Source organism: Sulfurisphaera sp., assembly GCF_059755235.1.
Map to the genome: position 1 here is coordinate 35,188 of NZ_DBPRYF010000032.1, position 25,637 is coordinate 60,824.

A 25,637-nucleotide genomic window follows, 5' to 3' on the forward strand; every position below is an offset into this window, starting at 1 on the left:
AGTAATGAAGCAAATTTTTGCTATTGCAATTATAATTTTTACAATAACTTTTGCAATTAGAGCTTCAAATAGTATGTTAGCTACTACGGTACCTCTAGTTACAAAGTATATCTTTCATTTTTCTCCTTTTCTTGTTGGTTTTGTTTCATCCACTTTATCTATCTTTTCATTTGTATCAAGTATGTTAATAAACTCTAGGTTTTCTGCAAAGAAAAGAGAAAAAGTGTTAAAAGTCTCTTCCGTCATCTATGCTTTAGTCTTTCCTCTATTCTATTTCGTAAACCCTATTTTAGTCTGGTTATTTACATCAGTGGCTGGATTTTCTATGGGACTTATTTTTCCTAATATAATAAACTATGCGGGTTCTATAGATGATCAAAAGAGTAGGGAAAGAATGATATCTTTGTATACAACATCTTTAAGTCTCTCTCTCATTGTGAGTCCTTTGCTTGAGTCTTTTATACTTTCAAATTTCTCTCTCATAACTGCTTTCCTCTTCTTTTCCATTTTTAGTTTCTTAGTCCCAATCACCTCTTTCATGATGGAGTTTAAGGATGAAGGTAAAAGGATTTCGAGTGGTAAAGAAGTGTTAAAGTCACCTCCGTTTTTAGCATCAATATTTAACAATTTAATTTACGATATACCTTTCGGGATGATAGTGACCTTTGGAGGTATCTACGCAATAAGTCTTTTTCACGCCTCTTATTCTCTAGCAGTTATGATCTTCACTTTTTATTACCTCACTTCATTTATAAGCAGAGGACTTTTCACGTTAAAGACTCCAAGAAGTATAATTACAATTATTTATACTAATGCTTTAATTACGGTTATAGGGTTACTTCTCGTTTCCCTATCACCTTCACTTTTAATTTACGTTATTTCTCTTATCCTCCTTGGAATACCTCATGGCTTAACCTATCCTTCTTCCCTCATCCTTCTTTCTAGGAGTTTTAAAGACGTAGAAAGTAGAAACATTGCTAATAGTTATTTTTCTGGGATACTCAGTGGGTTGAGTGGTTTTATTCCTTTAATCATGGGATATTCTGTTGAAGAGATAGGATTAAGATACTCCTTTATCTTATTGTCAGTTGTAAGTCTAGTTCTCTTCGTCCTCTTCTTGGTTGAGAGTAAAAAAGTTAAAGGACAGATTTATCTTTAATTAACTGAAACACAACTATTATCATGTGATACTACACATACACTCTCTCATTTATTAAAGCCAAAAATTCTTTCAGAGAAAATTGAGTATTTAATCTAAGCTAGTAAGTAAATCTTTTGTTGTTTATTTTAAAAACTATAACATATTTTAATAGGGAAAACTCTTTTAACTCAACTCTATCCCTTCATATTATGATTCCAATCTACATACTTGTACTAATAGGAATTGCAGTAGGTGCGCTTACTGGGATTACTGGATCAAGCGGAGTTCTAATTGTTGTTCCAGCTCTTTCTTATCTAGGTTTATCCTACTATGATGCTGTTGGTTCGAGTCTTCTTGTAGACGTAATTACTACAATTTCAGTAATTTTCGTTTACTTTAGGAATGGAAATGTTGACTACAAAATTTCCTTGCTTCTGGGTTTAGGTGCAATAGTAGGAGCTCAAATAGGGTCTAAAATAGCTCTAGCAACTCCAGAGAGAGCGCTAGAGGGAGCTTTTACAATATTTACTGCTTACATGGCTTACATCTCTTTTAAAAGATCTAGGAATCCACAACTTAATATAAAAAATCTAAAGTTAGGGAAAGCTTCTTACATCGTAGCAATAATCTTTAGCATGATCATAGGAGTAGTTACTGGAACTTTAGGAGCTAGCGGGGGTATAATGTTCATTGCAGTTATGATGTTGCTTTTCTCAATAGATATTAAGAGAATGATAGGAACTGCAACATTGGCAATGCTATTATCTGCAACTAGTGGTACTACGGCATATATTATGGCAGGGAGAACTGACATCTTTTCTTCAGTTGTTATAGGCTTTATAGCTTTAATATCGGGTTATTATTTCGCTAAAATAGCTAATAAAATGGCTTCAAAATATATCTACATGTTCTTAGGAAGCGTATTTGTTATAACTTCAATAAGTGAACTATTAAAGGTCATTCCGGTTTACTCAATTTGACTTATTTTTATCTTAATGGATCAAAGTATATTCTATGTAATTATCGTTACATTTCCCATTAATATTAACTTCAATATTTTTTATGTTAGAATGTTCTTGTTAGGAGTTTTACTAGAAAAGTCCAACTTAGCTATAAAGAATCCTTCAGTTCCATGAATATGAGGGTAGAATCTTAGAATCCTTAGCCAAACTTTACTCCTAAAATATCCATAGTGGGTTGGATCATTATTGTTGATTTTAACTAGAAAGCCAGCGTATTTTTCAACAACTTTTTCCCCTTCTTCTGGGAATAAAGAACAAGTAGAGTAAACAACTGGTTTTCCAAGTTTTGATGCTTCTTTCAAAATCTCTTTCTGTAACCTAGATAGTCTTATAACATCACTCTTACTTAAGCGTAAAAATACGCTCGGATCAGCGTTTAAAGTACCACTATTGCTACATGGGGCGTCTATTAGTACTTTATCAACCTCTTTTATAGGTATTTTTTCACCGTCAGCCAAAACCAACTCAACATTTCTAACTCCTAGTTTTTCCATTAACTCTTTTTGAACCCTTATCCTTTTTTCAGAAACATCTAGTGCAATTACATAGGCTTTGTTTTCTGTCAGTTGCTGAATCAAAGAAGTTTTCATACCCGGAGCACTACCTATTTCAAGGATCTTTTCTCCAGGTTTTGGGTCTAATACTTCAACAACTTTTACGCTTGCCTTATCTTGAACTACTATTTTACCAGATTGGAACTCCTTTGTTCTTGATATTCTATAGGGGGCTTTTACGACTTTATAAAGATAATCGTATTCATCCTTTTCTATTTCAAATCCTTTTTCTCTTAGGGAGCCAATTACGCTGGAGATGTCTGTTTTTAAAGTGTTTATCCTTATCCACATGTCTTTTTTATAGAGTAAAGATAGGTCATTTAATCTCAGATATGAAAGCCTTTCCTTAACCCATTGGGGAAGGTCTACTTTACTTCCATTAAATGAGTGAAGCACAACTTCTTCTATTCCTTTATCGTGGTATAACTCATAATTATAATAAAAATGTTGAAGTACACGAATAAATTGATGATAAAGCTCTTCCCTAGATCCATTAATTTTTAATTTTTTATATGCTAAATCAAAAGCTTTTTCTGGTTGAATTTTCTCTCTCATAATAAGCTTTACTGCAGTGACGTAAAGGTCTATTCTCTTGTCCACGAACTCTAAGATAGATACATTATATAAAAGTTTAAATAAAATTAAGTATTAAGTAGTATAGATATGAAAAGGTCTATAGACGATTACATTGATCCCGCAATGATAGAACTAATGAAGAGGATTGGTTGTAATGAATGTCATTTATTCAACCTTAAGATTATAAAAGATTTCTCTAAATTTATAGATTTTATATTTGATAAAAAAGAAGTTGTTACTCTTATTTTACCTTCTTTTCTTTCTGAAAAGGAAAAATTAACAAATATCGCAAAAGATATTGGAAGACGTAAGCAAGTAGCGGTTCACGTATTTTTTCTCAGACGCCCTTTCTGCTGACACTTTTGCTATTTGTCATAAAAAAGGTTAAACTCTCTCAAAATCATATAAACCATTATCATTATTGTCAAAACACATTTAACACATTTACTAAAGTATTTTGAATATATATAAAAATAAGAATATATAAAGCAGTTTAATTTTTAGTATTATGGTAAAAGTTTTAATTTCATGTATGGACTACAGACTAACAGAAGAGATCCAAAAAGAAGCAGATTCAAACACGTTAATATTTAGAAATGCAGGTGCAAACGTGAAAGAATTTATTGAAAGGTTAAGGGAGATCAAGCCAGACGAGATAATCTATTTACCTCACACTGACTGTGCAGCAATGAAATTAGTTTTCAATGTTACAAAAAAAGGAGATAAAGTTAGTAAAGAGGTTGAGGAAAAGCTAGTTTCCCAATTTAGAGACAAAAAGTTTGATAGCTTAGAAGAACTAGAAAGGCTTAATGCTTTACTGAATGAAGAGATACTTAAACAAATAACAGCAAATGTAAAAACAAGGTTAATTGACGTAAATCAGCTAAAGTGGCCTAATAGAATAACTAAAGTTTATTTCTATCAGCCAAATCAGAGAGCCAAGGAAATTGGTGCTTACATACTTCAATCTACGTCAATAGAAGATGTACATGCTGATATTATTATAGCTACACAGAACTTAGGTTTTAAAGAAGTTTATGACTGTTCTACTGGCGAGTGCAAAGCTCTATGAAAGAAGTTTAATAATCTCATCAATTATTTTTTGTACTTCTTCTTCACTCAAGTTCTTTCCTTCAATTTTCCCATCCTTTACATAAGTAACAGAAGATACACCTTTGGAATTTACTACAAGACTTATGTTAATCTCCGGGGAAGAAATGTAAACTTCTTCCAGCTCGTTATTGTCATCTCTCGTATATCTCTGTATGATATAAAAGTTTTTTGTTCTACCACGAAGCTCATGTTTTTCTTCTTCTGGTGCTTCAATAAGTCCTCTTATTTTCTCGTGGATAACTTTTACGTCCATACTAGGTTATCATTATCTCAAGCGTATTAATAGTTTTTGATGACATTTTGTAACTGTTTTCTCAAGTTAGAAACAAATTCTTTCAACTCATCATAGTTTTTAGCAGGTATTTCAGCCTCTTCGTTTTCACTTTTTATGATAATTTTGCTATCTTGTTTTACTCCTTCCACTATCCCAGGCAAAGTACCTTTGTCTCCTGCTTTTCCATATAGATTAATTAAAGCTTCTAGTAAATTCACCGTTTCTTCAACTAGTTCAACTGGCTTCATATTTATATATTTATATAGTGTTGGGAAGCTAATCCTTGCCTTATATATTTGCTTTCCCTCATATGCTAGGATTATCACTCCACCATCTTGAACTACATCAAGAATAACTTTAATTCCATTTAACTCTTCAACTCTAGGTAATTTATTACCAAAACTGGATAGAGTAAACTTGTAAGCTTCTTCCTCTAACTTCAACGGAACTTCCTTCAAGATTTTTTTAACTTTATTCAAAGGCATATCGTATTGTAGAGAAAGCCTTGTAATATCTACTGGTAATGGTTTTATTTCTGATAATCTGTTAAATAACGCATTGATATCGTTTATTATAATTCCCCATGCTTTTATTTTGACTTTCCCATTACTTGCCTCAACCACGGAACCATAATTGACTTCTTTTGGTCGTTCATAAAACAAGGATTTTATTATGTCATTTGCTTCTTGTGCATTTGCAGGTATTTTGTCAATGTTTCCTTCAAATTCTACTTTAAGTCCTTGTAGATCCATTTTCCCCCTTACTTTATTTCCTTCAAATATTGCATAATAGTTCCCAGCAAAGATTACCGCTTTGTTTTCATGCTTTACAAAGTATATATCAGTCATATGTAATTATATGTAATATTACTTAAAAAGCATGTCTCAGAAAAAATAACGTCATCACTTTTCAGTTCCGCGGCACATCAGCATTGAAAAAGAAATTGTAACTTTAGTTTAAATATTTTCTTTCAAGGGAGAAATTGGTTTTTTAGAACTTAGAGAAACTATTTGCGACTGGACGCCTTCCCCTAAAGGGCTAGTGGGGTCAAATTATATTTTCATGGTAAATATAACATTTCACATTTTTATAAGTACTTTTAGAAAGGAAGTGTAGTTACACGTTTAATTAATTATGAAGAAAGTCATTTCGTAAAAAGTAAAATCGTAAAAATATAATAATAGAAAATAATGATAGGCTATCTATTATAGATATAGAATGAAAAGAGCAGGATAAAAAGATGTATTAACTTAAAGTTAGTGCTTCAGATTACGAAGCTTTATGAGATGAAGTATTTGGCTCTTTTGTTTTATCTTGCATTGAATGATGGAAGAGAGTTTTAACTTTTGATGTGAAGGTCGATAAACTCGGGAAGGAAGCAGTAGATTCAGCCATCACAATGCTAATAGCTTGATCTAGAGATGAAGCAACAACATTCTTTCCTTTCACTAGTGTTAAAACTACATTAAATAGCCATACTATTGTTGCTAAGTCAGCAATAACTGCACCAACAGTTGCGACAACTTCGCCTGATATGAATGTTATGGTTAATGGATAGATTTCCTCTTTCCTTATTAAACCTGTAAGCCCTACTTCATCAAAACCTAGAACGACCATAGACGCCCCTATTAGATAACCCCAAAAATGTATCCACATCATCTTTGTTGAATACCATGATTTTCCAGTCATCATTGGTAGCATTAGGTAAAGAGTGGCAAAACCTGCTGGTACTATAGAAAGTAATATAAAAGCGTGGAAATGACCAACGACCCACATTGTTTCGTGAATCACTGCATCAAAACTAATCGTGGCATTTGCTATTCCCGTAACTCCAGCAAATATTGATCCTGCAAAAGAGAGGACTGTGAAAGCTGTCAGAATGTTCCATGACACATTCGCACCCTTTGCAGTAGCCCACAAGTTCATGAAAGTCATAAAAGACGGTAAAACTACGCCATAAGTCAGCAGTTCAGTTACGAGTTTTATAGCTACTGGCAAATCAACCATGTATAAGTGGTGTATAGGTACGTTGTTTGAGAAAAGCAAGTAGAGCAGTGCAGCAACTCTTCCCATTTTATCACTGTATAGTGGTTTATTAGCTAGGGTTGGTATTAACAAATACATTGCACCAACTGCTGGAATCCATGACATATAAACTACAGCATGCCATAAAATACCAAATGCTATTTGATTTGCTATTGCGTTAAGCCCCGTAATTCCATAGAAAGCTAAAATATCCCATACATTAGCGACTGTTTCGCCAGAATAACCTATAGCATAAAGTAAAACATCCATTAGCACGAACACAAGAAAAATTGGCAATTTTTCTTTGATAGTCTTTGAAGCTAAATAATAATGATATATCAACCAAGTTGTTTGCAAATATGTTGCAATATCTATTAGCATCCATCCGAAATACCATAATGGGGATACAACGTAAAGTGATTGACCGGGTAGTCCTAATGGGACAAGGTAGTACCAACCAGTTGCAGCGAAATAGTTATCAAATCCTTGCTGTGATGTAATAATTATCGGTCCTTCAATCAACATAAATGAAATGTTTAACAGTATAAACGCTAAATTGTAAATCCATTTAGCTCTGGGCTGTAAGTTTAGTAGTCTAAATGTGAAGTAATGTAAATATTGCGAATTCAAGTTGCTGAGCAAAACCAAATAAGTCTCTCATTCCGTGCAGTGTTATTGATGCATAGAATTCTTGTGGTGTAAAAGGTAAAGTCATCGACAGTCCCCAGGTGGCCTCTTGTATTCTCACCATCAGTGCATCTATTACTCCTAGTATTCCCCAGATCAAGCTCATTACGATCATTGCCATTGTTATTTTCGTTATCCAATCTTTGTCTAGCTGGAATATTGAAACCACTAAGTTTACGAGAGGTTTAATTGGTGAAGACTTCATATAAACAAGGTTAAATTAGTTATTAATAACTTTGAATTATGAAGATTTTGATGAAATTTTGCATTTAATGAGTATTAGAAATTTATGAAATTTATGAAACTATAAAGAAAACTTTATTCCTTGCTCAGTGACTCTGACGTTTTTTGCTACTCCAAATAAAATGGACTTTACGGTGACAGAATTTAGAAGAATATTTGCAACGTCTTTATTACCAGATAATCTGTAAGTTATCTCTTCCACTGTTAACTCATTCCCCGTTATCATTTCCTTAATTTTCTGAACTAGTCTTTCATCAAAAGAGATGTTGAAATCTAATAGCTCCTCTATCTTTTTCTTATTAGTATATACTGGTCCGTGTGAGATAACTACGTAATCAACACTCTTTACTAATTCCTTTAACTGATAAAGAGAATCCAAAGCGCTCCAAAAGTCTGTGTAAAACGGTAAGCCAAAGTTTTCCAGTACTTTTTGCCCAAAGAACGCGTCTCCTGCATAAAGCACGTTTTCAACAATGTACACAGTATGTCCAGGTGTGTGGCCAGGTAACTTTACCTTTTGTATTTCTGAGTCTTGAAATTCTTCTTTCAAATCCTCTTTTATATAATCGAAAGTGAAGTAGGGGTTATCTTTTGAACTACAACCATATATCATAGCTCTTCTTCCCATCAACGTTAAGCTCCAATAGTCCTCTTTAGGAAGGTATTTAATTTTAGCGTTTTTTAGTAAACCTGCAATATGATCGCTATGACCATGTGTTGCTAATTGGACTTCAGCGTTTATTTCTAAGTTTGAGTTTTTACCCCCCCAAGTCTATGACTACTCTATTGTCATAAACAAGTGTGTTAGGGCTACCTTGTATAACTTCAACATTTTTAGTTAACTTCAAGCTCTTTCACCTCTGGTTTAACTAAACTGTACAAAACCAAACTCTTTAACAACTCACTTCTTTTTGTTGTAAGCTGGTGATCATAAATATTTATTATCTTTCTCATAACGTCAAGGGGATAGTACTTGCTTGCTGAAGATATGATAGCAGAGGCTTCTTCTTGTCTTTCTTTCATTAATTTGATCCCTTCTTCATAAGCTTTAATTACTGGAGCAGGGTCAACTCTTGAGTAAATCCCACACTGAGGTGCAAGATAGTTCATTTTCTTCATCTCATCTTCGAAAATCTCTCCTATCTCTACTTCTATTCCAACTAAAGCGAGTTTCCCCTCCTCTTTCGCTTTTCTTACTGCTTCATCTGGAGTTGTGTTTATTACATCTTTCTTGTTAGTAAGCTTAGCGTAAACTCTAGCGTTTACATCCGCTAATGTACCCTCCCTAATAGTGTATATGACGGAAGAATTCTTATTTCCTATAAGCGAATACATCCTTACATACACTCCTGCAACTAGTCTATACCCTTCCATTCTATTTTTAGCTATATTTGGGATTGAATCTAATATAACATCCCCTACCTCCTTTTCCTCACAACTGTTCTTAAGCTCAAAGTCTACTTTGCTTAACACTTTTGCAACTAGTAACGGAAAGGACACTGGTCCTGCGAAAGGCGCTGTCACAAGCATAATATAAAAATGGCAGACTGTAAATTAAATGATGATGAAAATAGGGGAATCATTGGAAAAGTCCTTCTTAGTTAAGCCGGAACACTCTGCATCATCTGTATCAAGTGGAGCAGTATACGTTTTATCAACACCAATCATGATAGCTTTTATGGAAGACGTATCCTTCACTTTGGCTCAAAGGTACTTGGAAACTGGAAAAACAACTGTAGGGTTTCACGTTGATGTAAAGCACTTAGCTCCAGCACCAATAGGAAAAGAAGTAAAAGTTAAGTCGACACTTGTAGAGGTAAACGGAAATAGGTTAAAGTTCAAAGTTGAAGCTTATTACAAGGAGAAGAAGATTGGTGAAGGAATACACGAAAGAGTAATTGTAGATGAGAAAGAATTTATGAGAAGGGTGGAAGAGCTATGAAAAGCCTTGTCATCCACGGTAAAGGTTCTTCACCAGACAAAGTTGAATGGTTAGCCAAACCTTTGAGGAAGTATGGAGAGGTAATAGTACCAGAATTTGAAATTGAAGTAAAAGAAGGTGTTGAAAAAGCCTTGACTTACGATTTTGATTGCATTGCTGGTCATTCGAGAGGAGGTACTATAGCACTAATAGTGGGAGCTTTAAGGGGAACATGTGTTATTGCTGTATCAGCTCCATCAGATAGGAAAAAGCAAAGAGAGTATCTATCAACTTTCCCACCAGGGACTGTGCAGAATAAAATTTACAGAGACATCTCATCTTTGCCAGAATATGAGTTTGAATATGCTCCACTAAAGTACGCTAATAAGTTAAATAACGTTTTGCTTATTCACGGTGAAGAAGACGAGATTGTATTAAAGGAGCATTCGATAGTGATGTGCGAAGAGATAAGAAAATATGGAGGCAAATGTGAACTTCACATAGTTCCTAAAATGAAGCACACTCCTTTAGGTCAACAGTATCCTATTATCTGGGATATTGTTGACAAATGGATTAAGGAAAATATATTAAGCGCTCTAAAGTGATGTGTTTTTATGATTTCATTAATAATCTCTGAAGAAAATCCAACTTTACCTAGAGATGTTGAAGCACTTTACCATGGAAAATTTAAGATTTTCACAATGAAGTTCTATCCCGGTCATGGAATAAGAAGAGATGAGCAAGAAAGGATGTATAAAGAACTTGAGAAAATGAAAAGACAAATAGAGCAAAACGAAGCTATCTTTTACGCAAGATCATATGGTGTATTTTATAGACAAGGAATGGAAAGGCTAAAGAAGTTCTTTTCTAAACCAACGTTAATAGCTACAGAAACAATAATAACCAGACTGAAAGAGCTGAACGCAAAGAAACTCTATGTTATAACACCTTATAATCAAAGGAGACACGATTACGAGATAAAATGGTTAAAAGACTGGGGATTTGAAGTGGCTGGTTCAATATCTCTTGGAAGAACTGGGGGTGAAGCTATCGCATCAACACCTCATGAACTAGTAATTGAAGCTACTAGAATTGCACATCAGTCTTCAGCTGACGCTGTCTATATTGCTTGTACTATTCTTTCTACTCTTCCAATCCTTAAGGAATTGGAGGGCAGATTGCCTGTTGTTACTGCTTCCGGTTCCCTTTTTGAAGTCGCAAGGGAAAAGAAGCTCATTGATTTCTGAAAGTATCATCAATAAGTCTCTTGCCCAAACAGTAAATACAACATCTTTATCAATATTCGTAAACCCGTAAGGATGAAGGATCCTAGATAAGTTCGCATAAATCTTTAACATCCTATTAGATTTTTTATTTACTGTCTCACAAGCTAACGCTATCAAAGCACTTGCTTTTGGCATGGCCAAAGTGAAATACTTAGCTTCCTTTCCACAATACTTACACTTTACCTCCTTCTTTTCTTTTTTCATTCCTAGTTCCTTGAATAACTCATGAACTGAAATTGAGTAATCCTCCCATTTCAGATGTTTCTCGCAGACTGGTCTACCTGCTAGGTAAATTGTAATAGAGTTAACTTCTCTAGTCCCTGCATATTTCCTAATCTTAGTTAACGCTTCTCCACCAGAACGTATAATGAAACCTTCATCAACTAGTTTGTGCCATTCCAGTTCTTTTAAAGCCTTTAAGTAGGCTTCTGTTGTATGAGTGATAAAAACGGAAAGAGAAGCTCTCTCCATAAGGAATCTGTTATTTTCTTCTGCTGAATGAAGAAAACCGGCAACTGAGTTTTTATATCCTACTTTCATTGCAGTTATCATGTCTTCTCCCAAAAGTACTTTCTGCAAAAGTTTGGATTCGTCAACAATTACCCTTTTTATTAATTTCTTAAATTTTTCATCTGACGGAGGGGCTTTTCTTATCACGCTCAGCGTTCCTTCACTGCTGGATAAGAACTTTAAGAGTTTTTTATCCACAATGATTAGAGAGAAGAGATTAAATTTTAACTTTTGGTATTTAATTTATGATATGCATTGGACATAGAGGAGCATCAGCTTATGAACCAGAAAACACTATAAGGGCTTTCAAGAGAGCAATCGAAAAGGGATGTGAAGGAGTAGAGATGGATTTAAGAAGAACTAAAGACGGAAAAATAGTAGTAATCCATGATGAAACTGTCGATAGGACAACTAACGGTAAAGGAAAAGTAAGTGAAATGACATTAGAGGAAATAAAGAAATTAGACTCTCACGGTGAAAAAATCCCTCTTCTTTCTGAAGTTTTGAGTGAAGTTAAGGCAAATATATTCCTTCTAGAAATAAAAGAAGGCGGATATGAGGAAAGTATAGTAAAAGAAGTTAAGGACGCTAAGTTGTTGGATAAGGTTATATTCATTTCCTTCCTATATGATTCTCTCAAAAAAGTAAAAGAGGTTGGAGGAGAGAAAATAGGTTTAATTTATGATACTCAACAATATCCTATTCAAATAGCTAAAAGCCTTAAAGCTTACGCAATGCTTCCAAGTTATAATCTGCTTAACAGATTTCACGCTAATGATCTTAAGAAAAACAAGTTCTTTGTAATACCTTGGGTTGTAAACGACGTAAGTATATTAGAAAAGATGATGTATTTCAAGGTTGACGCGATAGCTACTGACAAACCCGACATAATGAAGCAAATTAAATATTTAAGAAAGAGTAATGAGGGATTAACTATTTAAGCGTTGAAAAGAAGTTTTAGCTGTGGGGCTATTTAAAAGAAAATCAGAACCACAAACTGATAAAAAACAGCAGATAAAGATACTTTACACCAGCGACATACATGGTTCTGACATAGTTTTTAAGAAATTCCTTAACGCAGGCTTACAATTTAAGGTAGATACTTTTATTATTGGCGGTGATTTAGCAGGTAAAGCACTTTATGGGATAGTTGATTTAGGCAATGGCAGATATAAACTGGAAGGTCAAGAGTTTGGAAGAGATGGTTTGCAAAAAGTTATCGAAGAGATAAGGAACGCTGGAAATTATTACGTTATAGTTGATCAAAAGGAATTTGAAGAGATGCAGAACAATAAGGACTTTGTAAATGAAAAGTTTAAGGAAGCTATGAGTGAGGTAGTTAGGGGATGGATAAGAATTGCTGAAGAAAAACTCAAAGGAACAAATATTCCTATTTACGTAAATTTAGGTAATGATGACCCCGAATATCTTTTTGACGTTATTGAAGAGAGCGATATTATGCACAAAGCAGAAGGGGAAATAATAAGGATAGGTGACCATGAGATGATATCTTATGGTTATGTTAATCCAACACCTTGGCACACACCAAGAGAACAAGATGAGGAAACGCTTTATAAGAACTTGAAGGAAATAGCAAGCAAAGTAGAAGACCAATCAAAAGCTATTTATAATCTTCACGCACCACCTTTCAATACCCATCTTGATAATGCTCCTTTACTCGATGAGAACTTAAAACCTGTTGTTAAAGGAGGGGAAATAGTCTTTACTCATGTAGGATCTACCAGCGTGAGGAAGATAATTGAAGAATTTCAACCATTAGTTGGTCTTCATGGGCATATACATGAATCAAGAGGTTTTGATAAAATAGGCAGGACAATGGTCTTTAACCCGGGAAGCGAATATAGCGAAGGAATTTTACATTCCCTTTATCTAGTTCTTGAAGGAGATAAAGTAAAGACATACATGTTTAGAAACGGATGAACAGTCTCCATCTTAAAGGTTTTAATTGTAGTCTCTGTTAACAATAAAAATCTCTTTTCAGCTTACTTCACTTCTAACTTCTTTTCCTCTCAATGCTGATAAAACAAGACCCACAGCAAGAATTCCAGCACCCAGAAGTAGGGCTGAGTGAATACCCGTAATAAACTGGGATGGCAAAGACCCGTTATAAGTCCCTAAAAACACTTCAAAAGCAACATATCTAGGTACTGTGAGAGAGGCAACTGTTATTGCTACGACATAACTCAGCAGAAGTCCCAAATTTGCTAATGTTCTTTGTAATCCAGAAACTCCACCGTAAATTCCTTTCCTTGCATTAGCCATTATTGCACTGTTATTGGCTGGATAGAAAAATGAAGATCCAATACCTCCAATAACGCTACCTATGATCACATTAGTTAATGGAGTATTTACCGTTTGTCTCTAGAGGGTGATTCTAAATACCTTAGGATGTTTTAAGATATTCATTAGTCTCACTATCGTCGCTTCCTCTAGGGACTTCCACCTCGCATGTGGACCATCCGCGGTCACCACATGGTCATGGGCGGCTTTCATCCCCAACGGCATGGGGGATACATCCACGACTGAAGAGTCATTGCCCATGTAGCTTAGAGCAGTGCTCACATCGCTACACAAGCTCGTCTTATTCATACTTTTCCCAATACAATTCTATATAATTCATCCTTAAAAAGGTTTCTGTTTCTGTACCCCAGTCGCCATTGTAACATAAACAAATATTGCTAGAATCATCATAGCCATACCTATCGTTGCAGGTATTCTGGCACCAATTTTATCTGAAAGCCTACCCGTAAAAGGAGCAATTACACTAGCTAAAACGTAACCAGGGACTAGAAGAAGTGATGCTTGAAAGGGTGTTAAGCCTTAACTCCTTGTAAGTACATGATGATAATAAATGCTACAGCAAGATATCCTAAGCTTTGGAAGAAAGAAGCAAAAAGAGAATACGTAAGAACTCTGTTTTTAAATATCGTAAAGTCAATGATAGGGCTCTCAACCCTCCTCTCGTTATATAAAAACAATCCAAACACTAGTAAGCCTAGAATAATCATTACCTCATTTCTTAAAACTAGACCTTCTCCAGCTACATCAGCTGCGCCGTAACTTATTAGTGAGAGTGAAATTGCCATCAGAACTGTGCCTAGAATGTCAAATTGTTCTCCTTTAGCCTGTGTTGATTTTATGTACTTGAAACTAAGGATAGAAGCAATTACACCAATAGGAACATTTATATAAAATATGTATCTCCAACCTATGAAAGTTGTAATTATCCCTCCAAGGACAATTCCTAAAATTGCACCTACATTCCAACCAATTGATGTATACCCATAAGCTTTTCCTCTTTGGTTAGGTGGGAAGTAGTCAGCTATTATAGCTCCTCCAGTTGATTGCATCATAGCCCCTCCGAGAGACTGAACACCTCTAAAAGCTATTAAAGAGCCAATACCGAGCGAGGCTCCACATAACGCAGAGCCAATTGTGAAGACTACAAATCCCCAATTATACACTTTGTTCCTACCCACTCTATCACCAAGTCTACCTAGCTGAGTTGTTAGGACCAGAACTACGAAAATATAAAGGATAATAATCCACATTGCAGTGAAGAAGTCCGTGTGGAGATCTTGTACAATGACAGGCAAAGCAAGGATGACTATTGTACTATCAATAGCAGCCATCATAGTGCCAAGAAGGACGATAGATAAAATAAGATTCCTATTGTCCATAAAATACTTTCTCCTTGACGTCTAATAAGTATTTCGGAGGTGAATTATTAAAAAATTAAAGTAAAAGAGCTATCGAGGTCTTAAGGAAAGCTATATTTAATGACTTGATGTTAGCTATAAAATGGAAAAATTAAGCTCTCGTTACGTTAACTCCCTTCACTAGAATATAGGGCGCAATAGTAGGTAATGGAGCATCCCACCATTTTATTGAATATCTTTCTTTTGAGACTTCCTCAACGTTCTTTAATAATCTAGGTAAATAATCTGATATCCTTATTCTCCCTGCATTTCCTATTGGCTTTCCGTCCTTGTACACTATTACAGCGTCTCTACAAACAGTTGAGAAAGCCCCCTCCAGGTAGTTTTGATATCTGGTGTACCAGTTGTTGTTAATGAAAATTACATTGCCAGAAAGAACGGAATCAAAACCTATATCTCCCGGGTTAACTTCAATACCAAACGATACTGGTGAGATCACACCTGCGTTGCCAGTAGTTTTTGTATTCATCATTTTTGCTAATTCATTGTTGTAAAGCAAGGTCTTAAACACTCCGTTTTCTATGATACTCTTATCATAAGTGAAAGTTCCTTCATCATCAAAATCTCTAGTGCCTAATTTTTTAGGAACATCTGAAATAGTAATCTTTTCGCTAACAATTTTGTCTCCGGGCTTAGCGTTGTAAAGAAAAGATGAAGCAGTGATTACATTAAAGGCTGATGAAAAATAGGAGAAGTCAGTCATTAGATTTCCTACAACTAATGGAGATAAAACGACATCGTACTTACCATCATCAATCTTTACCTTACCGTCAATAGATGCTAATACATTAGCTTGTTTTACAGTATCTTTTAAAGGTGATAAGTCGTGAGAGTAGAATGCCCATTGACCAGACTGCTCATCATTAAATGCCCTTACATAGCCGTCTGTGGAGTAGTTTATAAAATATCCATTAAAGCCTTTTGAAGTAACTAGAGCTTGAGTATTCTCCATCACGTTTATTATACCAGAAGCTGGATAATCCGAGGAATATATCTCTTTTGAGATTGTATCAACATCGCCTTTCTCGATTGTGTCTTTTAGGGGACTTTCAACGACCCTTTTGTATTCCTTGTCATTATCACTTAAGGAAGGGACTATGGACGATTCTGCTACAACATCAAAAAGTTTCTTCACCCTTTCAACATCTACATCTCCAGAGGTCTCTAACGCAAGGTACTTGTTCCCTTTTCTAACTACAATTCCTACATTGTCGTTAAATAAACGCTGTACTTCAACAATCTCGCTATTGACGAATTTGATTAACAGTCTTCTTACCTTGTTCCTTCCTACTGCTACCTCATCGTAGCCTCTGAGATTTTCCATTATTTTCAAAAGGTCTTCATTCATTTCCTCTCACCTTTACTGAAACATTCCTTAATCTCATGTTGGGCCCACCCATCCAAACAGGGATTCCTTGATCTGGGTCACCTTTTCCACAAGTTCCGTAATAGAACTTTAATGTGTTGTCTACTGCGTCTATTGATGAAAGAAACTCAAAAGTAGTCCCTTCAATTACAGGGAATAGAAGAGGGTCACCAATTTCTCCGTTTTTGATTTCAAAAGCTTCTAACCCTACATAACGCTGACCTATCCTTAAATCGTCTATGTTCCACTCCATATAAGACTTTAGATAAATCCCGTCTTTAACGTCTTCTACTAGTTCATCAAAGTTGTAGTTCCCGGGCATAAAGAATGTATTTGACATTCTAACTAGAGGTTCCCTATCAAAACGAGAAGCTCTAGCCGAACCGTTACTATTTACACCGAATTTATAGGCAGAAAATCCATCTTGCAGAAGCTCTTCTATCTTCCCTTCTTTAATTAGATACTTTGTCCTAGCCTTAATCCCCTCGTCGTCTATTAAGTAAAACCCAGAACTGTTAGGTAGAGTAGGGTCATCAGCTACGTTAACTACTTCAGATCCAATTTTTTCTCCAAAGTTTTTGCCAACTAAATAGCTTAACCCGGCTTGTGCAGATTCTCTACCTAGAACTCTATCAGCCTCAAATGGATGTCCGACAGACTCATGAGCCATAATACCAGAAAGCATGTTGCTAAGTATGACATCTTTTTTACTTGGGGTAACACTTTTTCCCTTGTTTAGCACTGTATCGACGCTCTTTATCTTTTCTTCCAGCGTTCTTTCTATATCCCACAGTTTAACTAGTTCGAAACCTCCACTACCTCCAAACTCCTCGTAAAAAGTTGCACTAGCTTTATCACTTGTCATAGTAACGCTAACTGAAACGTTAATCCTAGGTACTTTTCCATAAACTTTAGTACCGTCTTCAAACACAATCTCCTTTTCCTCTCTTGATTCAGAATAAAACATAATGAGAGAGGAGATCTTAGAATTAACTTTCAATTGAAGCAAATTTTTCGATATGTCTATAAGAAGTTTCTGCTTTTCCTCTAAAGGGACGTTTGCCTCTTTTTCCTCTACGGCGTAACTACCGCTACTCCTTTGGTCTGTAGAGTAACCCTTTTCCCATTCTTTTAAGGTTAGGGAAATAGGTGTTAAATCTTCCAACTTGGGTGAGGAGGCAAAATACATCCCAGAATCTTTGAATGCTCTAACGCTATACCCGTTGTACGTAGAATCTGCTAAACCTGCAGGGGAACCATTTATAATAAAGAGGTGCGTCGAAGCAGTGTTGTGTTTCCTTGCCTCGACGTACTTATAGTCCGAAAATCTCTTTATAACTTCTTCAAGCTCCATGGTTATACATACTTTTTGAAATAAATAAACTCTCCTACAATACTGACTTTCCCCGCTCTTAAGAGCGAGAGCCCTCACGGTCTGAGTGTTTTTTACACTCTTGCATTAGGTTTAACTTAAGTCTAGGGTCTTTCCTTATATAATCAACATGGTTGGTTGTCTTTTTTAGCTTTTCTAAAACAATAACTTTAGCTTTCAGCAATCAAGCTATTCCAGCTATTATTTTCAAAAAGACCTTACTAACTTGCGGTAGCTAATGATTTATTGTGCTATTACTGCAGCTTGTACCGTTTGACCATCACTTAATGTTATTAAAATTGTATATGTTGACCCTTTTTGAATTCCACTTACACCATTAAAGGTTATTGTTACTGCGTTAGCTCCAGAAGTCATTAATTGAGTATGTGTAGCACTATATGGTGTATCAGCTATTTGTGCCCCTAGTATCTCTACGTTACCAGTGCTATATAACGTTACACTAACAACAGCAGTACCAGTACTAGGATTATATGATAACACTCCAGATGCTACTTGTGTTACTTTTGGGGTTCCACCAATAGCCCCTGATAAACTGAACGTGTAATTAACTATGACTAACGTGATTATAACTGCTGCAATAAGTATGATGAGTGCAGTTAAGGGGCCACTAAGACCTCTCCTAATTTTCCTTGTTTTATACATGAGTTAGATTGCAAATGAAGTCTATTTAAGCTTAACTGTCACAGTTTAGCAAAATGGTTTCATTTTAGTTGAAAAGATATAGAAACAAAAAGGAAGAAGGGAAAAACATTTACTCTTTTTCCTTTTTACTTGATTTCTCCTCGTTTACTTCTTCGCTTACTTCCTCTTTTGCTGATTCTGGAAGTGTTGCTAACAACTCGGAATATGCAACTTCACCATGCATAGCGTAATCACCAATAGCTAATTCTTGTGGTGGTGCTTGTAATGGTATGAATAGTCCAATTAATTTAAGCAAGCCAAATGTTATTGCAAAGTCGTATACAAAGACTATTAGCGCAGCAAATGCTTTTATTCCTAATTGATACCAGTCACCATATAATGCACCTCTTAAACCTGGATAAATATACTGCGTTACTGCAGGATCAGCAAAAACACCAGTTAACAGCCTTTTTCGGTTTTTAATTACTTCTCCTTATTTTTACTTATTTCTAATCACTCTCCTCAATGACTATGACTTTAACTTTCTTCCCGTGAAGCTTCTTTAACTTCTCTTGATACTCTTTTGGCGGATATACAATGTATCTGTTCATTGTCTTAATCACTGTTGCATCAAAAACATATATTGATACCATGATATAATTGTAGTGCAAAAGTTTATAAATTTGTACTATAATAAAAGCTTGTGGAAATCACACAATCGATGAACCCGTTTATCCCCTCAGAGGAGGGGATGGGTGAGAAGTATAGGTTAGCGTTAAGAGCTGAGGTAGAGACGAAAGAAAGAGAGGAACTGCTATGGGAATTAGTGGAGTACCGTTATAATATGCAGAAACTTGTGGACGAGCTGTGGGACTTGAAAGATGTGCCAGGCAAGAGTCAATTACACGCAATGTTCTACGACAGATTGACAGAAGAGAAAGGTTATAGAGCTCATGTAGCAAGGAATATGTACATCAAGGCAGGGAAAATTGTGAAGGAGGCAATAAAGAATGGAGCTTCACATGTGCCAATACTGAAAAGATTAACTGCTGAATTTGACAATCAAGACGCCAGAGTCGATCTGAAAAGAGGAGAAGTCAGAGTAATTTTTAAGAGCAAAGGTAAATGGTTCTTACTGAAACTAAAGCACAGAAAGGAGTACATAAAGAAATTTCAGAAATACAAATGGAAAGAAGTTTTTGTGTCATACCGCAACGGAAAGTTCTATGTTAGCATAGTTTTCGAAGTTGAGTATAAACCGTATTTTCCGCTAGGTGTCATAGGACTTGATGTTAACCTAGTAAAGTTGGTTTATTACGACGGTAAAAAAGTAAGGAGAGAAGATACTCCATTCGTTAAAGCTTTATCATTAAGGGCTAAAGCTGAAGAGATTCAGAAAAAATATCCAAAGAGGTGGAGGTACAACAAAAGAATATTAAACAGAGTGAGAGAACTTCACAGAAGAGCTAAAAATATTGTCATAGACGGATCTAGGAAGTTTGCCAAAGGGCTTGTTTTGTTTGCGTTGAAAAAGAAAAATGCTATCACGTTAGAAGAACTAACTGGTTTAATAGAGTAGTTGAGGAGCATGAGCAAGCAGAATAGATGGAAGACGTTATACTTAGATTACCGCACACTTCAGAATGCTATAATAACTAAGGCAATAGAATATAACGTTCCCGTCGTCTTTATAGACCCTAGAGGTACATCCAAGTTGTGTTATAGATGTGGAACTGAGTTGGTGTTCTACGGCAGACTAGGTGTTTGCCCAAAATGCGGATTCATCGTGGATAGGGACAAGAACGCATCCTTGAACATCTACAAGAGAATGTGGGGAGCCTTGGGTCTCTCCTGAAAGCCCCTGCAGTGAAGGATGAAACCCGACGGAGCAGGGAAAGAAAAATGAGGGGATGAGGGGAGCTGTGCTGAAGATGCTATCTCGTATTTAGAAGTAACGAGAAATATGCGGAAGTAAGCTCTTGACCCGATCCCAACTGGGTACTGCAGCAGACGGATAGTCAGCAGTGTGATTTTCTAACGCTAAGATACTTTGATTTAAACTTTGTATTGCTGCAGAAGTGTTTGTTGATGTTTGAGCAAATGAATGAGTTGCTAAAACGATAATGAAAAATGTAAATAATATTATGCTTAACTTAAAGATTCCTTTGTAGGAGGGAATTTGATTTTTCATCTTAAGCCATTTATCTCTAAATAGTTTATAAGCATTTTTGATATTTGCACTAAAACTTTTTAGTTTTTCAACGTGGTAAAATGAAACAGTCTAGGTATTAGTAATTACAATTTACGTCCTACTATTTGTCTTTTTTTATTACAATTGTTTTAACTAAAAATATTCTGATAGGAATGTATAAATAAACAAGTAGATGTTTAGGTACACTTCGACATCCTCCCGTTCTCGATGCTTTCAGTTGTAAATTAAAAAAGTCTATCGTTTTTACTTGAATTAAATAGTTACTCACAGCTTTTCTATTTTATCTCTTACTATTCTTGTACCTTTGTGGTAATTATTGGAAAAGTTAAAAAAAGATATATATTTATATATTGTATTAGGAAAATAGTTATAGTGATTAAGTAAACTAGAGTTAAGGGAGATGAAATCACTTCGATTTTAAATTACAAATCTTTCTTATAGACCTCAAGAACTAAACGTTGGTTATCTAGCTGACTAAGAAGATAAAACAATATTAAAGCTGTATTTATTCAACTGTCAGTTAAAAAATTTCATCTAGTTAAATATAAATACTTAGAAAACCTCCAACTACTCCGTTTAACACATTATATGCAATGACCAGACCTACATAAGTCTGTGGATATGGGACGATAAAAGCATATGGTAGTAGAGAAAATATCAAATATCCAATTCCAGTATAGATTGCAATTTTTCTTACCCTTATCAGTGAAAATCTTTCTAGGGTTGTCCTAGCTGGAAGTGTAAATGCAATAAAAAGTGCTAAGATTAGAAATTGAATTATTCCTTCCGCGGGAGAAACGAATAATGCTTCTATTGGATTAGTTTCAAAAGGACTTGGAGGATAGAAACCTTTGACTATTAGAGAGATGACAGCCATTATCACTGTGAGAATGAAGGAATAGCCTATTGCCGTACCTATATCATAAGCTAGTATCCTACTGTTGCTGGGCTCCATCTTGAGTCATTAATAAAATATGTTTATCTTCTTAAAAAATATTACTTCCCTTGGAGAAGGAAATTTCCTAGTTATAATAATACATTTATTTTTTAGTATCTTATCTATTTATTATTAATCATTCTCGTTACCTTGACTCTCCTTGCTTATCTTTGGTGTAGTTACCTTTACTAGACCCTTTGGTAAGCTAACGATGGTTGACAAATTCGGGAACTGACCTCCTCCCCACTCTAAAGGACGAGGGTTCTCGGAGCCATTAGGGCGGAGAGGTTTAGGGCTACACTTGGATTCAGCCCTGGGGACGGTTTCGCCCCCGTTACCCCTATCCTCTTCCGAGGACTCGGGGTTATGGCTTTTCTCAAAATGTTGAAAGCACCAACTATATCAGCGTTAAATACTTTGTTTAACTTGAAGCACTTGAACAGACCTCTAACTATTCTCTTTCCGCATGAATCTCCGTGAATTGGGCAAATTGAAGAAGTGTAGGACTCATTAACTTCTTCAACTTTCATTCCATACTCCTCTGCAACTTCTTTTATTCTGTCTATGATTTGCTTATAGCTCCAGACATTAGTAACGTTAAAGTTCCCCTTCTGTTGTGCTATATATTTAGGATGACCTACGTAGATAGTTGAAACACCTTTATCGTACAACCATTCAACTGCTCTTCTAATCCATGTGTCTATATAACTCTTGGCTTGTCTTTTCCCTTTTTTGAAGCGAAGTCTAAGCATTCGTGTTGTTTTAATACCGAGTTTATTTATTTTACTTTGATAACCAGAAGTTTCTTCTCTAACATAATGAATAATTGACTTTATTGGCCTACCATTAACCAAAGCTGAAGAACCATCTTCTACATACATAGCCATCAGATTATTAACACCTAGGTCTATTCCAGCTCTCAAGTTACCTTTTGGTTTTTGTGGGACTTTTCTCCATTCTCCTCTAACAGCTTTCTCCGTAACAGTGTAGGCTATATGGGCAGACCATGTTTTAGTATCTGGGTCATAATGAATCTCCATTTGCCCTTGCTTACCTTTTAAGTGGATTAAACCAGTATATTCTACTTCTATTCTACCAATCGCCCCCAACCACTTAATGACAATTTTGTTCCCCTTTATCTTATACTGATCATTCCTTATCACAACCCACAGTTTCCTACTTTTCCCTCTCTTTTTATAACCTGGAGGATTAACTCTTTTTATAAAAACAGGTAAATTACCATATTTCTTCACTTTTAGCTCTTTGAAGAAGTCATTCCAAGCCTTATTGTTTTTTCTAATAATTGCTTGGACTGTAGCACCTCCTATTAATTCATTGTATTCTTTATAAAACTGCGTATAAGTCCCTTTGAAATCAACAGTTTTACCGCTGAAAAACTGCATCCTTCTAGCATAAGTGACTTCGTTCCACAACTTTGACGCTAAACTGCACAGAGCCTTTAATTTAGCTTCAGCACATTTGTTTGGTAGAAGTTTGACCACACTTGTCCTAACTATTTCTGGCTCGTCTTGGGAGGAGTCGGCCATGGGAAACATAGAATAGGAGAGAATGGATGAGTCACTTTTAAAGGTAGTCGCTTGAGAGTTGCTCCCCATGGCCGACTTACAGATATCGATTGACAGAAAAGCTTTATAAAGTTATCTCTTATATCATCCCCAATCTGAAGAGCGAGGTTTTTAATTGTAAAATTGGTGGTGCGAAATATGGCATAGAGATGTAGTAGCAGTCTACAACATTTTGTCTCGACTGGGCGATGGGAGCACTGCTCCAAGCCTAGGTGAGGATAAACTAGATGTATCCCCCGTGCCGTTGGGGACGAAAGTAACCTATGTTCCCATAGTGACTGCGGATAATTTACACGAGAGGCGGAAGTCCCTAGAGGAAGCAACTATAGTGAAGCTGATGATTATCCTAAAGCATCCTAAAGAAGCTAAAAAAATCCTCTAGGAACAGACATACTAAATAAAGAAGTTATTCTAAAAAGAACGTAGAAGGATAAAAATAAAATTCTTTGATATAGCAAAGAGAATATCTTAAATATACTGATACATCTGCTTGAATTTTTAAACATTAAAAATAGTTAATAACTTATTCTGGTTTACGTCCCGCCACTACTCTGTCCCACACCTTGTCCCTCTTTACCTAGACTAGGAGCACTCACCCTTATCAGACCGTCGGGCAAGTTAACGATTGTTGACAGATTAGGAAAGTAAGGCACTCCTATAGCCATATTGACTGCTGCTGGGTTTTGTTGTTCAGCCAATATTCTAGCTAATCCCACTCTAACGGCATCTACTAAAGGTATTCCTAAATCTCTCAGCTGAATAATTCTTCTCAACTCTGGGTCTTGCGGTAACAGTCTGGTTATCCTCACTGAGATGAGCTCAACTCCTATTTCCGCTAAGAACTGCTTTAAAGCTGCTGTTACGGCAGTCGAAATATCAGTAAATTTCTTGTAGACATCTGTTAATTGAACGCGGTTTAGGACTGAGCTTACCTCTTGGTCTACAATTGGAGAAATATAATGAGCTAGATCAGCATCTTTGAAGAATAATGAGCCAAACTGCACATTAGTAACGAGGGCTCCAGGGTTTTGAACCCTGAAGTAAATAGCTGTTTCATACTCGAGTGGGACTAAGTCGTCGGTCTGGCTTATACCAGCTACTCTAACTTCATGCCTAGTTGTAGAGACAAAATATACTACTGTATCGTAAGGCAACTGATTGTATCTGAACTTAGACAGAAAAGCTGAAACTGGATTTCCGGGTGTCTGAATGTTGTGGCTTCCGGGTGGTAAATCAGCAACTATTTGTCCTTGCACCACTACTATTGCTCTTTCTGTTGGTTGAACAATGATTAGTGATTTTGAAGTGATTGCTTCTCTTGGATACTTGAAAATTATTGTGTCAGCACTCATGTAACTTGCTCCATCTTCTCTCTCAGTTGAAATAACTTGACCTCTAACGGTTATAGACATTATGAAAAAATAAGTTTTTAAATATTTAAACTTTTTCCTCAAGTTCTTAGCTCTGGGGGATAGAACAACTTCATCCTATCGTAAAATATGTTCCTCAATTGATTCAATAAGGGGGTAATATCTTCTAGTCTTTCGCTTTTAGCTAGCTCCACAACTTGAGACGCTATGTTGATCATTTGCGAGTCATGAGCCACAATCTGATCTAATTCCTCAGTATTTATTTTCCATCTAGCGTAGATATCAGCACCCCCACCTTGGCTTGACATTATGTTAGAAATTAATTCCCTCATTTTAGAGATTAAGAACTCCATAGTCTTGAGTTGAGGTGAAAATGGATCTATTGAAGCCACGTAACTCTCCTTCTCTGATATAATCCTAATTGCTTGCTCTAGTCTGTCAACAACTGCCTTCCTAACGAGGAAATCATCCTGCCTAACTAAATCTTTAGCTTTATATCCTCTATAGCCTGGGAGAAGTAGCTGTAATTGCTCTATTGGAGTTAATTCTTTAGGCATAGTAAAAAATTGAGATGGAAGAATAAAAACATTGCTTTACAAGAGTCTGAGTTGTTTAACATCTAACAGCACGCTGAGATAATTAATGTATTATTTATAACTTTGGATAATTTCAAGTTAAGCGAAATGAGTGTGCAAATTGTTCTAAGTAGAATAAGGGGACTTACTATTTGCATTTTAGTTTGAATCTTCTAATACCTCTATTGCACTATCATGAAAATCAAAAATTATTAAATCGTAGAGATAAGGTAAATACTCAAGAACCTCATCTAAATTTATTATCTTTCCTAAAAGAAGCGGTAAAGTAACATACCATGTTAAAGACCTCACTGCTTTATTTTCATCCTTTAGCATCTCAAGAAAATTTTTAGAGTTTATTATTTTCTCTTTCAAAATAATTCCTCTCCCTATAAACCCTGTACACAATTCCATTTTCTACATCTTGTGCCAGTACTGAAAATCGGGGCTAATTAAAGATAAAATTTTTGTCGAGCTTGTTAGGT

The 25,637-nt window shown here is 35.6% G+C and carries 27 protein-coding genes and 5 pseudogenes; 12 read left to right on the forward strand and 20 right to left on the reverse strand.

Going from position 1 to position 25,637, the window contains the following annotated elements; translation table 11 throughout:
- The first annotated feature begins 4 nt into the window (after window positions 1-4).
- Window positions 5-1,159: an MFS transporter gene (locus AC3OCB_RS05345; protein ID WP_498341224.1), complete on the forward strand. Its 1,155-nt coding sequence runs from the start codon at window positions 5-7 to the stop codon at window positions 1,157-1,159.
- A gap of 191 nt (window positions 1,160-1,350) precedes the next feature.
- Entirely contained in the window at window positions 1,351-2,121 is a 771-nt protein-coding gene (locus AC3OCB_RS05350; RefSeq protein WP_498341226.1) for a sulfite exporter TauE/SafE family protein, read from the forward strand.
- Window positions 2,122-2,201: 80 nt separating this feature from the next.
- Here the strand turns inward: AC3OCB_RS05350 and AC3OCB_RS05355 are convergent, their stop codons facing one another.
- Window positions 2,202-3,317 (reverse strand): RsmB/NOP family class I SAM-dependent RNA methyltransferase, encoded by a 1,116-nt coding sequence (locus AC3OCB_RS05355; protein WP_498341228.1) that lies wholly within the window; start codon window positions 3,315-3,317, stop codon window positions 2,202-2,204.
- Window positions 3,318-3,380: 63 nt separating this feature from the next.
- Here AC3OCB_RS05355 and AC3OCB_RS05360 point away from each other — a divergent pair, with 63 nt between their 5' ends.
- Together AC3OCB_RS05360 and AC3OCB_RS05365 are read left to right on the forward strand one after the other, a co-directional pair.
- Window positions 3,381-3,650, forward strand: a complete 270-nt coding sequence (locus AC3OCB_RS05360; RefSeq protein WP_498341229.1) for a hypothetical protein — start codon at window positions 3,381-3,383, stop codon at window positions 3,648-3,650.
- A gap of 151 nt (window positions 3,651-3,801) precedes the next feature.
- Complete coding sequence (locus tag AC3OCB_RS05365) at window positions 3,802-4,365, forward strand: carbonic anhydrase (protein WP_498341231.1); 564 nt, start codon at window positions 3,802-3,804, stop codon at window positions 4,363-4,365.
- Here the strand turns inward: AC3OCB_RS05365 and AC3OCB_RS05370 are convergent.
- The 5 genes and pseudogenes from AC3OCB_RS05370 to AC3OCB_RS05390 all read right to left on the reverse strand — a co-directional run bounded on the left by AC3OCB_RS05370 (window position 4,360) and on the right by AC3OCB_RS05390 (window position 9,165).
- Window positions 4,360-4,659, reverse strand: a complete 300-nt coding sequence (locus AC3OCB_RS05370; protein WP_498341233.1) for a hypothetical protein — start codon at window positions 4,657-4,659, stop codon at window positions 4,360-4,362. The two genes, AC3OCB_RS05365 and AC3OCB_RS05370, sit on opposite strands and share 6 nt — an antisense overlap.
- Window positions 4,660-4,685: 26 nt before the next feature.
- Window positions 4,686-5,528 (reverse strand): hypothetical protein, encoded by an 843-nt coding sequence (locus tag AC3OCB_RS05375; protein WP_498341235.1) that lies wholly within the window; start codon window positions 5,526-5,528, stop codon window positions 4,686-4,688.
- A gap of 421 nt (window positions 5,529-5,949) precedes the next feature.
- Window positions 5,950-7,597: pseudogene (locus AC3OCB_RS05380) on the reverse strand (cbb3-type cytochrome c oxidase subunit I).
- Window positions 7,598-7,696: 99 nt separating this feature from the next.
- A pseudogene (locus tag AC3OCB_RS05385) lies at window positions 7,697-8,483 on the reverse strand (MBL fold metallo-hydrolase).
- Window positions 8,470-9,165 carry a DUF3834 domain-containing protein gene (locus AC3OCB_RS05390; RefSeq protein ID WP_498341237.1) on the reverse strand — a complete coding sequence of 232 codons (696 nt, stop codon included), beginning with the start codon at window positions 9,163-9,165 and terminating at the stop codon, window positions 8,470-8,472. The pseudogene AC3OCB_RS05385 and the gene AC3OCB_RS05390 overlap by 14 nt, the downstream one beginning before the upstream one ends.
- A 28-nt stretch (window positions 9,166-9,193) precedes the next feature.
- Between AC3OCB_RS05390 and AC3OCB_RS05395 the strand changes: the two genes are divergently transcribed.
- Genes AC3OCB_RS05395 through AC3OCB_RS05405 form a run of 3 tightly spaced genes read left to right on the forward strand, consistent with a single transcriptional unit; the run spans window position 9,194 to window position 10,803 of the window.
- Entirely contained in the window at window positions 9,194-9,577 is a 384-nt protein-coding gene (locus AC3OCB_RS05395; RefSeq protein WP_498341238.1) for a thioesterase family protein, read from the forward strand.
- Window positions 9,574-10,161 carry an alpha/beta hydrolase family protein gene (locus AC3OCB_RS05400; protein WP_498341240.1) on the forward strand — a complete coding sequence of 196 codons (588 nt, stop codon included), beginning with the start codon at window positions 9,574-9,576 and terminating at the stop codon, window positions 10,159-10,161. The genes AC3OCB_RS05395 and AC3OCB_RS05400 overlap by 4 nt, the downstream gene beginning before the upstream one ends.
- Before the next feature lie 9 nt (window positions 10,162-10,170).
- Window positions 10,171-10,803: an aspartate racemase/maleate isomerase family protein gene (locus tag AC3OCB_RS05405; RefSeq protein ID WP_498341241.1), complete on the forward strand. Its 633-nt coding sequence runs from the start codon at window positions 10,171-10,173 to the stop codon at window positions 10,801-10,803.
- 186 nt (window positions 10,804-10,989) lie between these two features.
- On the opposite strand, the pseudogene AC3OCB_RS05410 reads toward AC3OCB_RS05405, so the two are convergent.
- A pseudogene (locus tag AC3OCB_RS05410) lies at window positions 10,990-11,394 on the reverse strand (hypothetical protein); the annotation flags it as partial.
- A gap of 203 nt (window positions 11,395-11,597) precedes the next feature.
- Between AC3OCB_RS05410 and AC3OCB_RS05415 the strand changes: the two are divergent.
- Window positions 11,598-12,293: a glycerophosphodiester phosphodiesterase gene (locus AC3OCB_RS05415; RefSeq protein WP_498341242.1), complete on the forward strand. Its 696-nt coding sequence runs from the start codon at window positions 11,598-11,600 to the stop codon at window positions 12,291-12,293.
- Between the two features lie 22 nt (window positions 12,294-12,315).
- Complete coding sequence (locus AC3OCB_RS05420) at window positions 12,316-13,293, forward strand: metallophosphoesterase family protein (protein WP_498341243.1); 978 nt, start codon at window positions 12,316-12,318, stop codon at window positions 13,291-13,293.
- Between the two features lie 57 nt (window positions 13,294-13,350).
- On the opposite strand, the gene AC3OCB_RS05425 is transcribed toward AC3OCB_RS05420, so the two are convergent.
- From AC3OCB_RS05425 to AC3OCB_RS05455, 7 genes and pseudogenes are all read right to left on the reverse strand, one after another.
- Window positions 13,351-13,704, reverse strand: a complete 354-nt coding sequence (locus AC3OCB_RS05425) for a hypothetical protein (RefSeq protein ID WP_498341245.1) — start codon at window positions 13,702-13,704, stop codon at window positions 13,351-13,353.
- Between the two features lie 321 nt (window positions 13,705-14,025).
- A pseudogene (locus tag AC3OCB_RS05430) lies at window positions 14,026-15,053 on the reverse strand (MFS transporter); the annotation flags it as partial.
- Window positions 15,054-15,183: 130 nt separating this feature from the next.
- Entirely contained in the window at window positions 15,184-16,440 is a 1,257-nt protein-coding gene (locus AC3OCB_RS05435; protein WP_498341246.1) for a metallopeptidase TldD-related protein, read from the reverse strand.
- Window positions 16,433-17,812 (reverse strand): TldD/PmbA family protein, encoded by a 1,380-nt coding sequence (locus tag AC3OCB_RS05440; protein WP_498341247.1) that lies wholly within the window; start codon window positions 17,810-17,812, stop codon window positions 16,433-16,435. The genes AC3OCB_RS05435 and AC3OCB_RS05440 overlap by 8 nt, the downstream gene beginning before the upstream one ends.
- A 261-nt stretch (window positions 17,813-18,073) precedes the next feature.
- Window positions 18,074-18,493, reverse strand: coding sequence for a DUF973 family protein (locus AC3OCB_RS05445; RefSeq protein WP_498341248.1), 420 nt, complete (start codon window positions 18,491-18,493; stop codon window positions 18,074-18,076).
- A gap of 109 nt (window positions 18,494-18,602) precedes the next feature.
- Window positions 18,603-18,938 (reverse strand): annotated as a pseudogene (locus AC3OCB_RS05450) (ammonium transporter); the annotation flags it as partial.
- Between the two features lie 43 nt (window positions 18,939-18,981).
- Window positions 18,982-19,125, reverse strand: a complete 144-nt coding sequence (locus AC3OCB_RS05455) for a hypothetical protein (RefSeq protein ID WP_498341249.1) — start codon at window positions 19,123-19,125, stop codon at window positions 18,982-18,984.
- A gap of 50 nt (window positions 19,126-19,175) precedes the next feature.
- Here AC3OCB_RS05455 and AC3OCB_RS05460 point away from each other — a divergent pair, with 50 nt between their 5' ends.
- The gene (locus AC3OCB_RS05460; RefSeq protein WP_498341250.1) at window positions 19,176-20,051 is read left to right on the forward strand and encodes a hypothetical protein; all 876 of its coding nucleotides are present in this window, start codon (window positions 19,176-19,178) and stop codon (window positions 20,049-20,051) included.
- 9 nt (window positions 20,052-20,060) lie between these two features.
- Window positions 20,061-20,327 (forward strand): transposase, encoded by a 267-nt coding sequence (locus AC3OCB_RS05465; protein ID WP_498341251.1) that lies wholly within the window; start codon window positions 20,061-20,063, stop codon window positions 20,325-20,327.
- Between the two features lie 90 nt (window positions 20,328-20,417).
- Here the strand turns inward: AC3OCB_RS05465 and AC3OCB_RS05470 are convergent, their stop codons facing one another.
- The 3 genes from AC3OCB_RS05470 to AC3OCB_RS05480 form a co-directional block, all read right to left on the reverse strand.
- Window positions 20,418-20,663 carry a hypothetical protein gene (locus AC3OCB_RS05470; RefSeq protein WP_498341252.1) on the reverse strand — a complete coding sequence of 82 codons (246 nt, stop codon included), beginning with the start codon at window positions 20,661-20,663 and terminating at the stop codon, window positions 20,418-20,420.
- 559 nt (window positions 20,664-21,222) lie between these two features.
- Window positions 21,223-21,639 carry a hypothetical protein gene (locus AC3OCB_RS05475; RefSeq protein WP_498341253.1) on the reverse strand — a complete coding sequence of 139 codons (417 nt, stop codon included), beginning with the start codon at window positions 21,637-21,639 and terminating at the stop codon, window positions 21,223-21,225.
- A gap of 230 nt (window positions 21,640-21,869) precedes the next feature.
- Entirely contained in the window at window positions 21,870-23,237 is a 1,368-nt protein-coding gene (locus tag AC3OCB_RS05480) for an RNA-guided endonuclease InsQ/TnpB family protein (protein WP_498341254.1), read from the reverse strand.
- Between the two features lie 142 nt (window positions 23,238-23,379).
- On the opposite strand from AC3OCB_RS05480, the gene AC3OCB_RS05485 reads away from it, so the two are divergent.
- Window positions 23,380-23,589: a hypothetical protein gene (locus AC3OCB_RS05485; protein ID WP_498341256.1), complete on the forward strand. Its 210-nt coding sequence runs from the start codon at window positions 23,380-23,382 to the stop codon at window positions 23,587-23,589.
- 151 nt (window positions 23,590-23,740) lie between these two features.
- On the opposite strand, the gene AC3OCB_RS05490 is transcribed toward AC3OCB_RS05485, so the two are convergent.
- The 3 genes from AC3OCB_RS05490 to AC3OCB_RS05500 form a co-directional block, all read right to left on the reverse strand.
- A complete protein-coding gene (locus tag AC3OCB_RS05490; RefSeq protein WP_498341257.1) occupies window positions 23,741-24,619 on the reverse strand; it encodes an SPFH domain-containing protein in 879 nt (292 codons plus the stop codon).
- Between the two features lie 38 nt (window positions 24,620-24,657).
- Window positions 24,658-25,134 (reverse strand): hypothetical protein, encoded by a 477-nt coding sequence (locus tag AC3OCB_RS05495; RefSeq protein ID WP_498341258.1) that lies wholly within the window; start codon window positions 25,132-25,134, stop codon window positions 24,658-24,660.
- A 177-nt stretch (window positions 25,135-25,311) separates the two neighbouring features.
- Complete coding sequence (locus tag AC3OCB_RS05500) at window positions 25,312-25,566, reverse strand: hypothetical protein (RefSeq protein WP_498341259.1); 255 nt, start codon at window positions 25,564-25,566, stop codon at window positions 25,312-25,314.
- Between the last annotated feature and the right edge of the window lie 71 nt (window positions 25,567-25,637).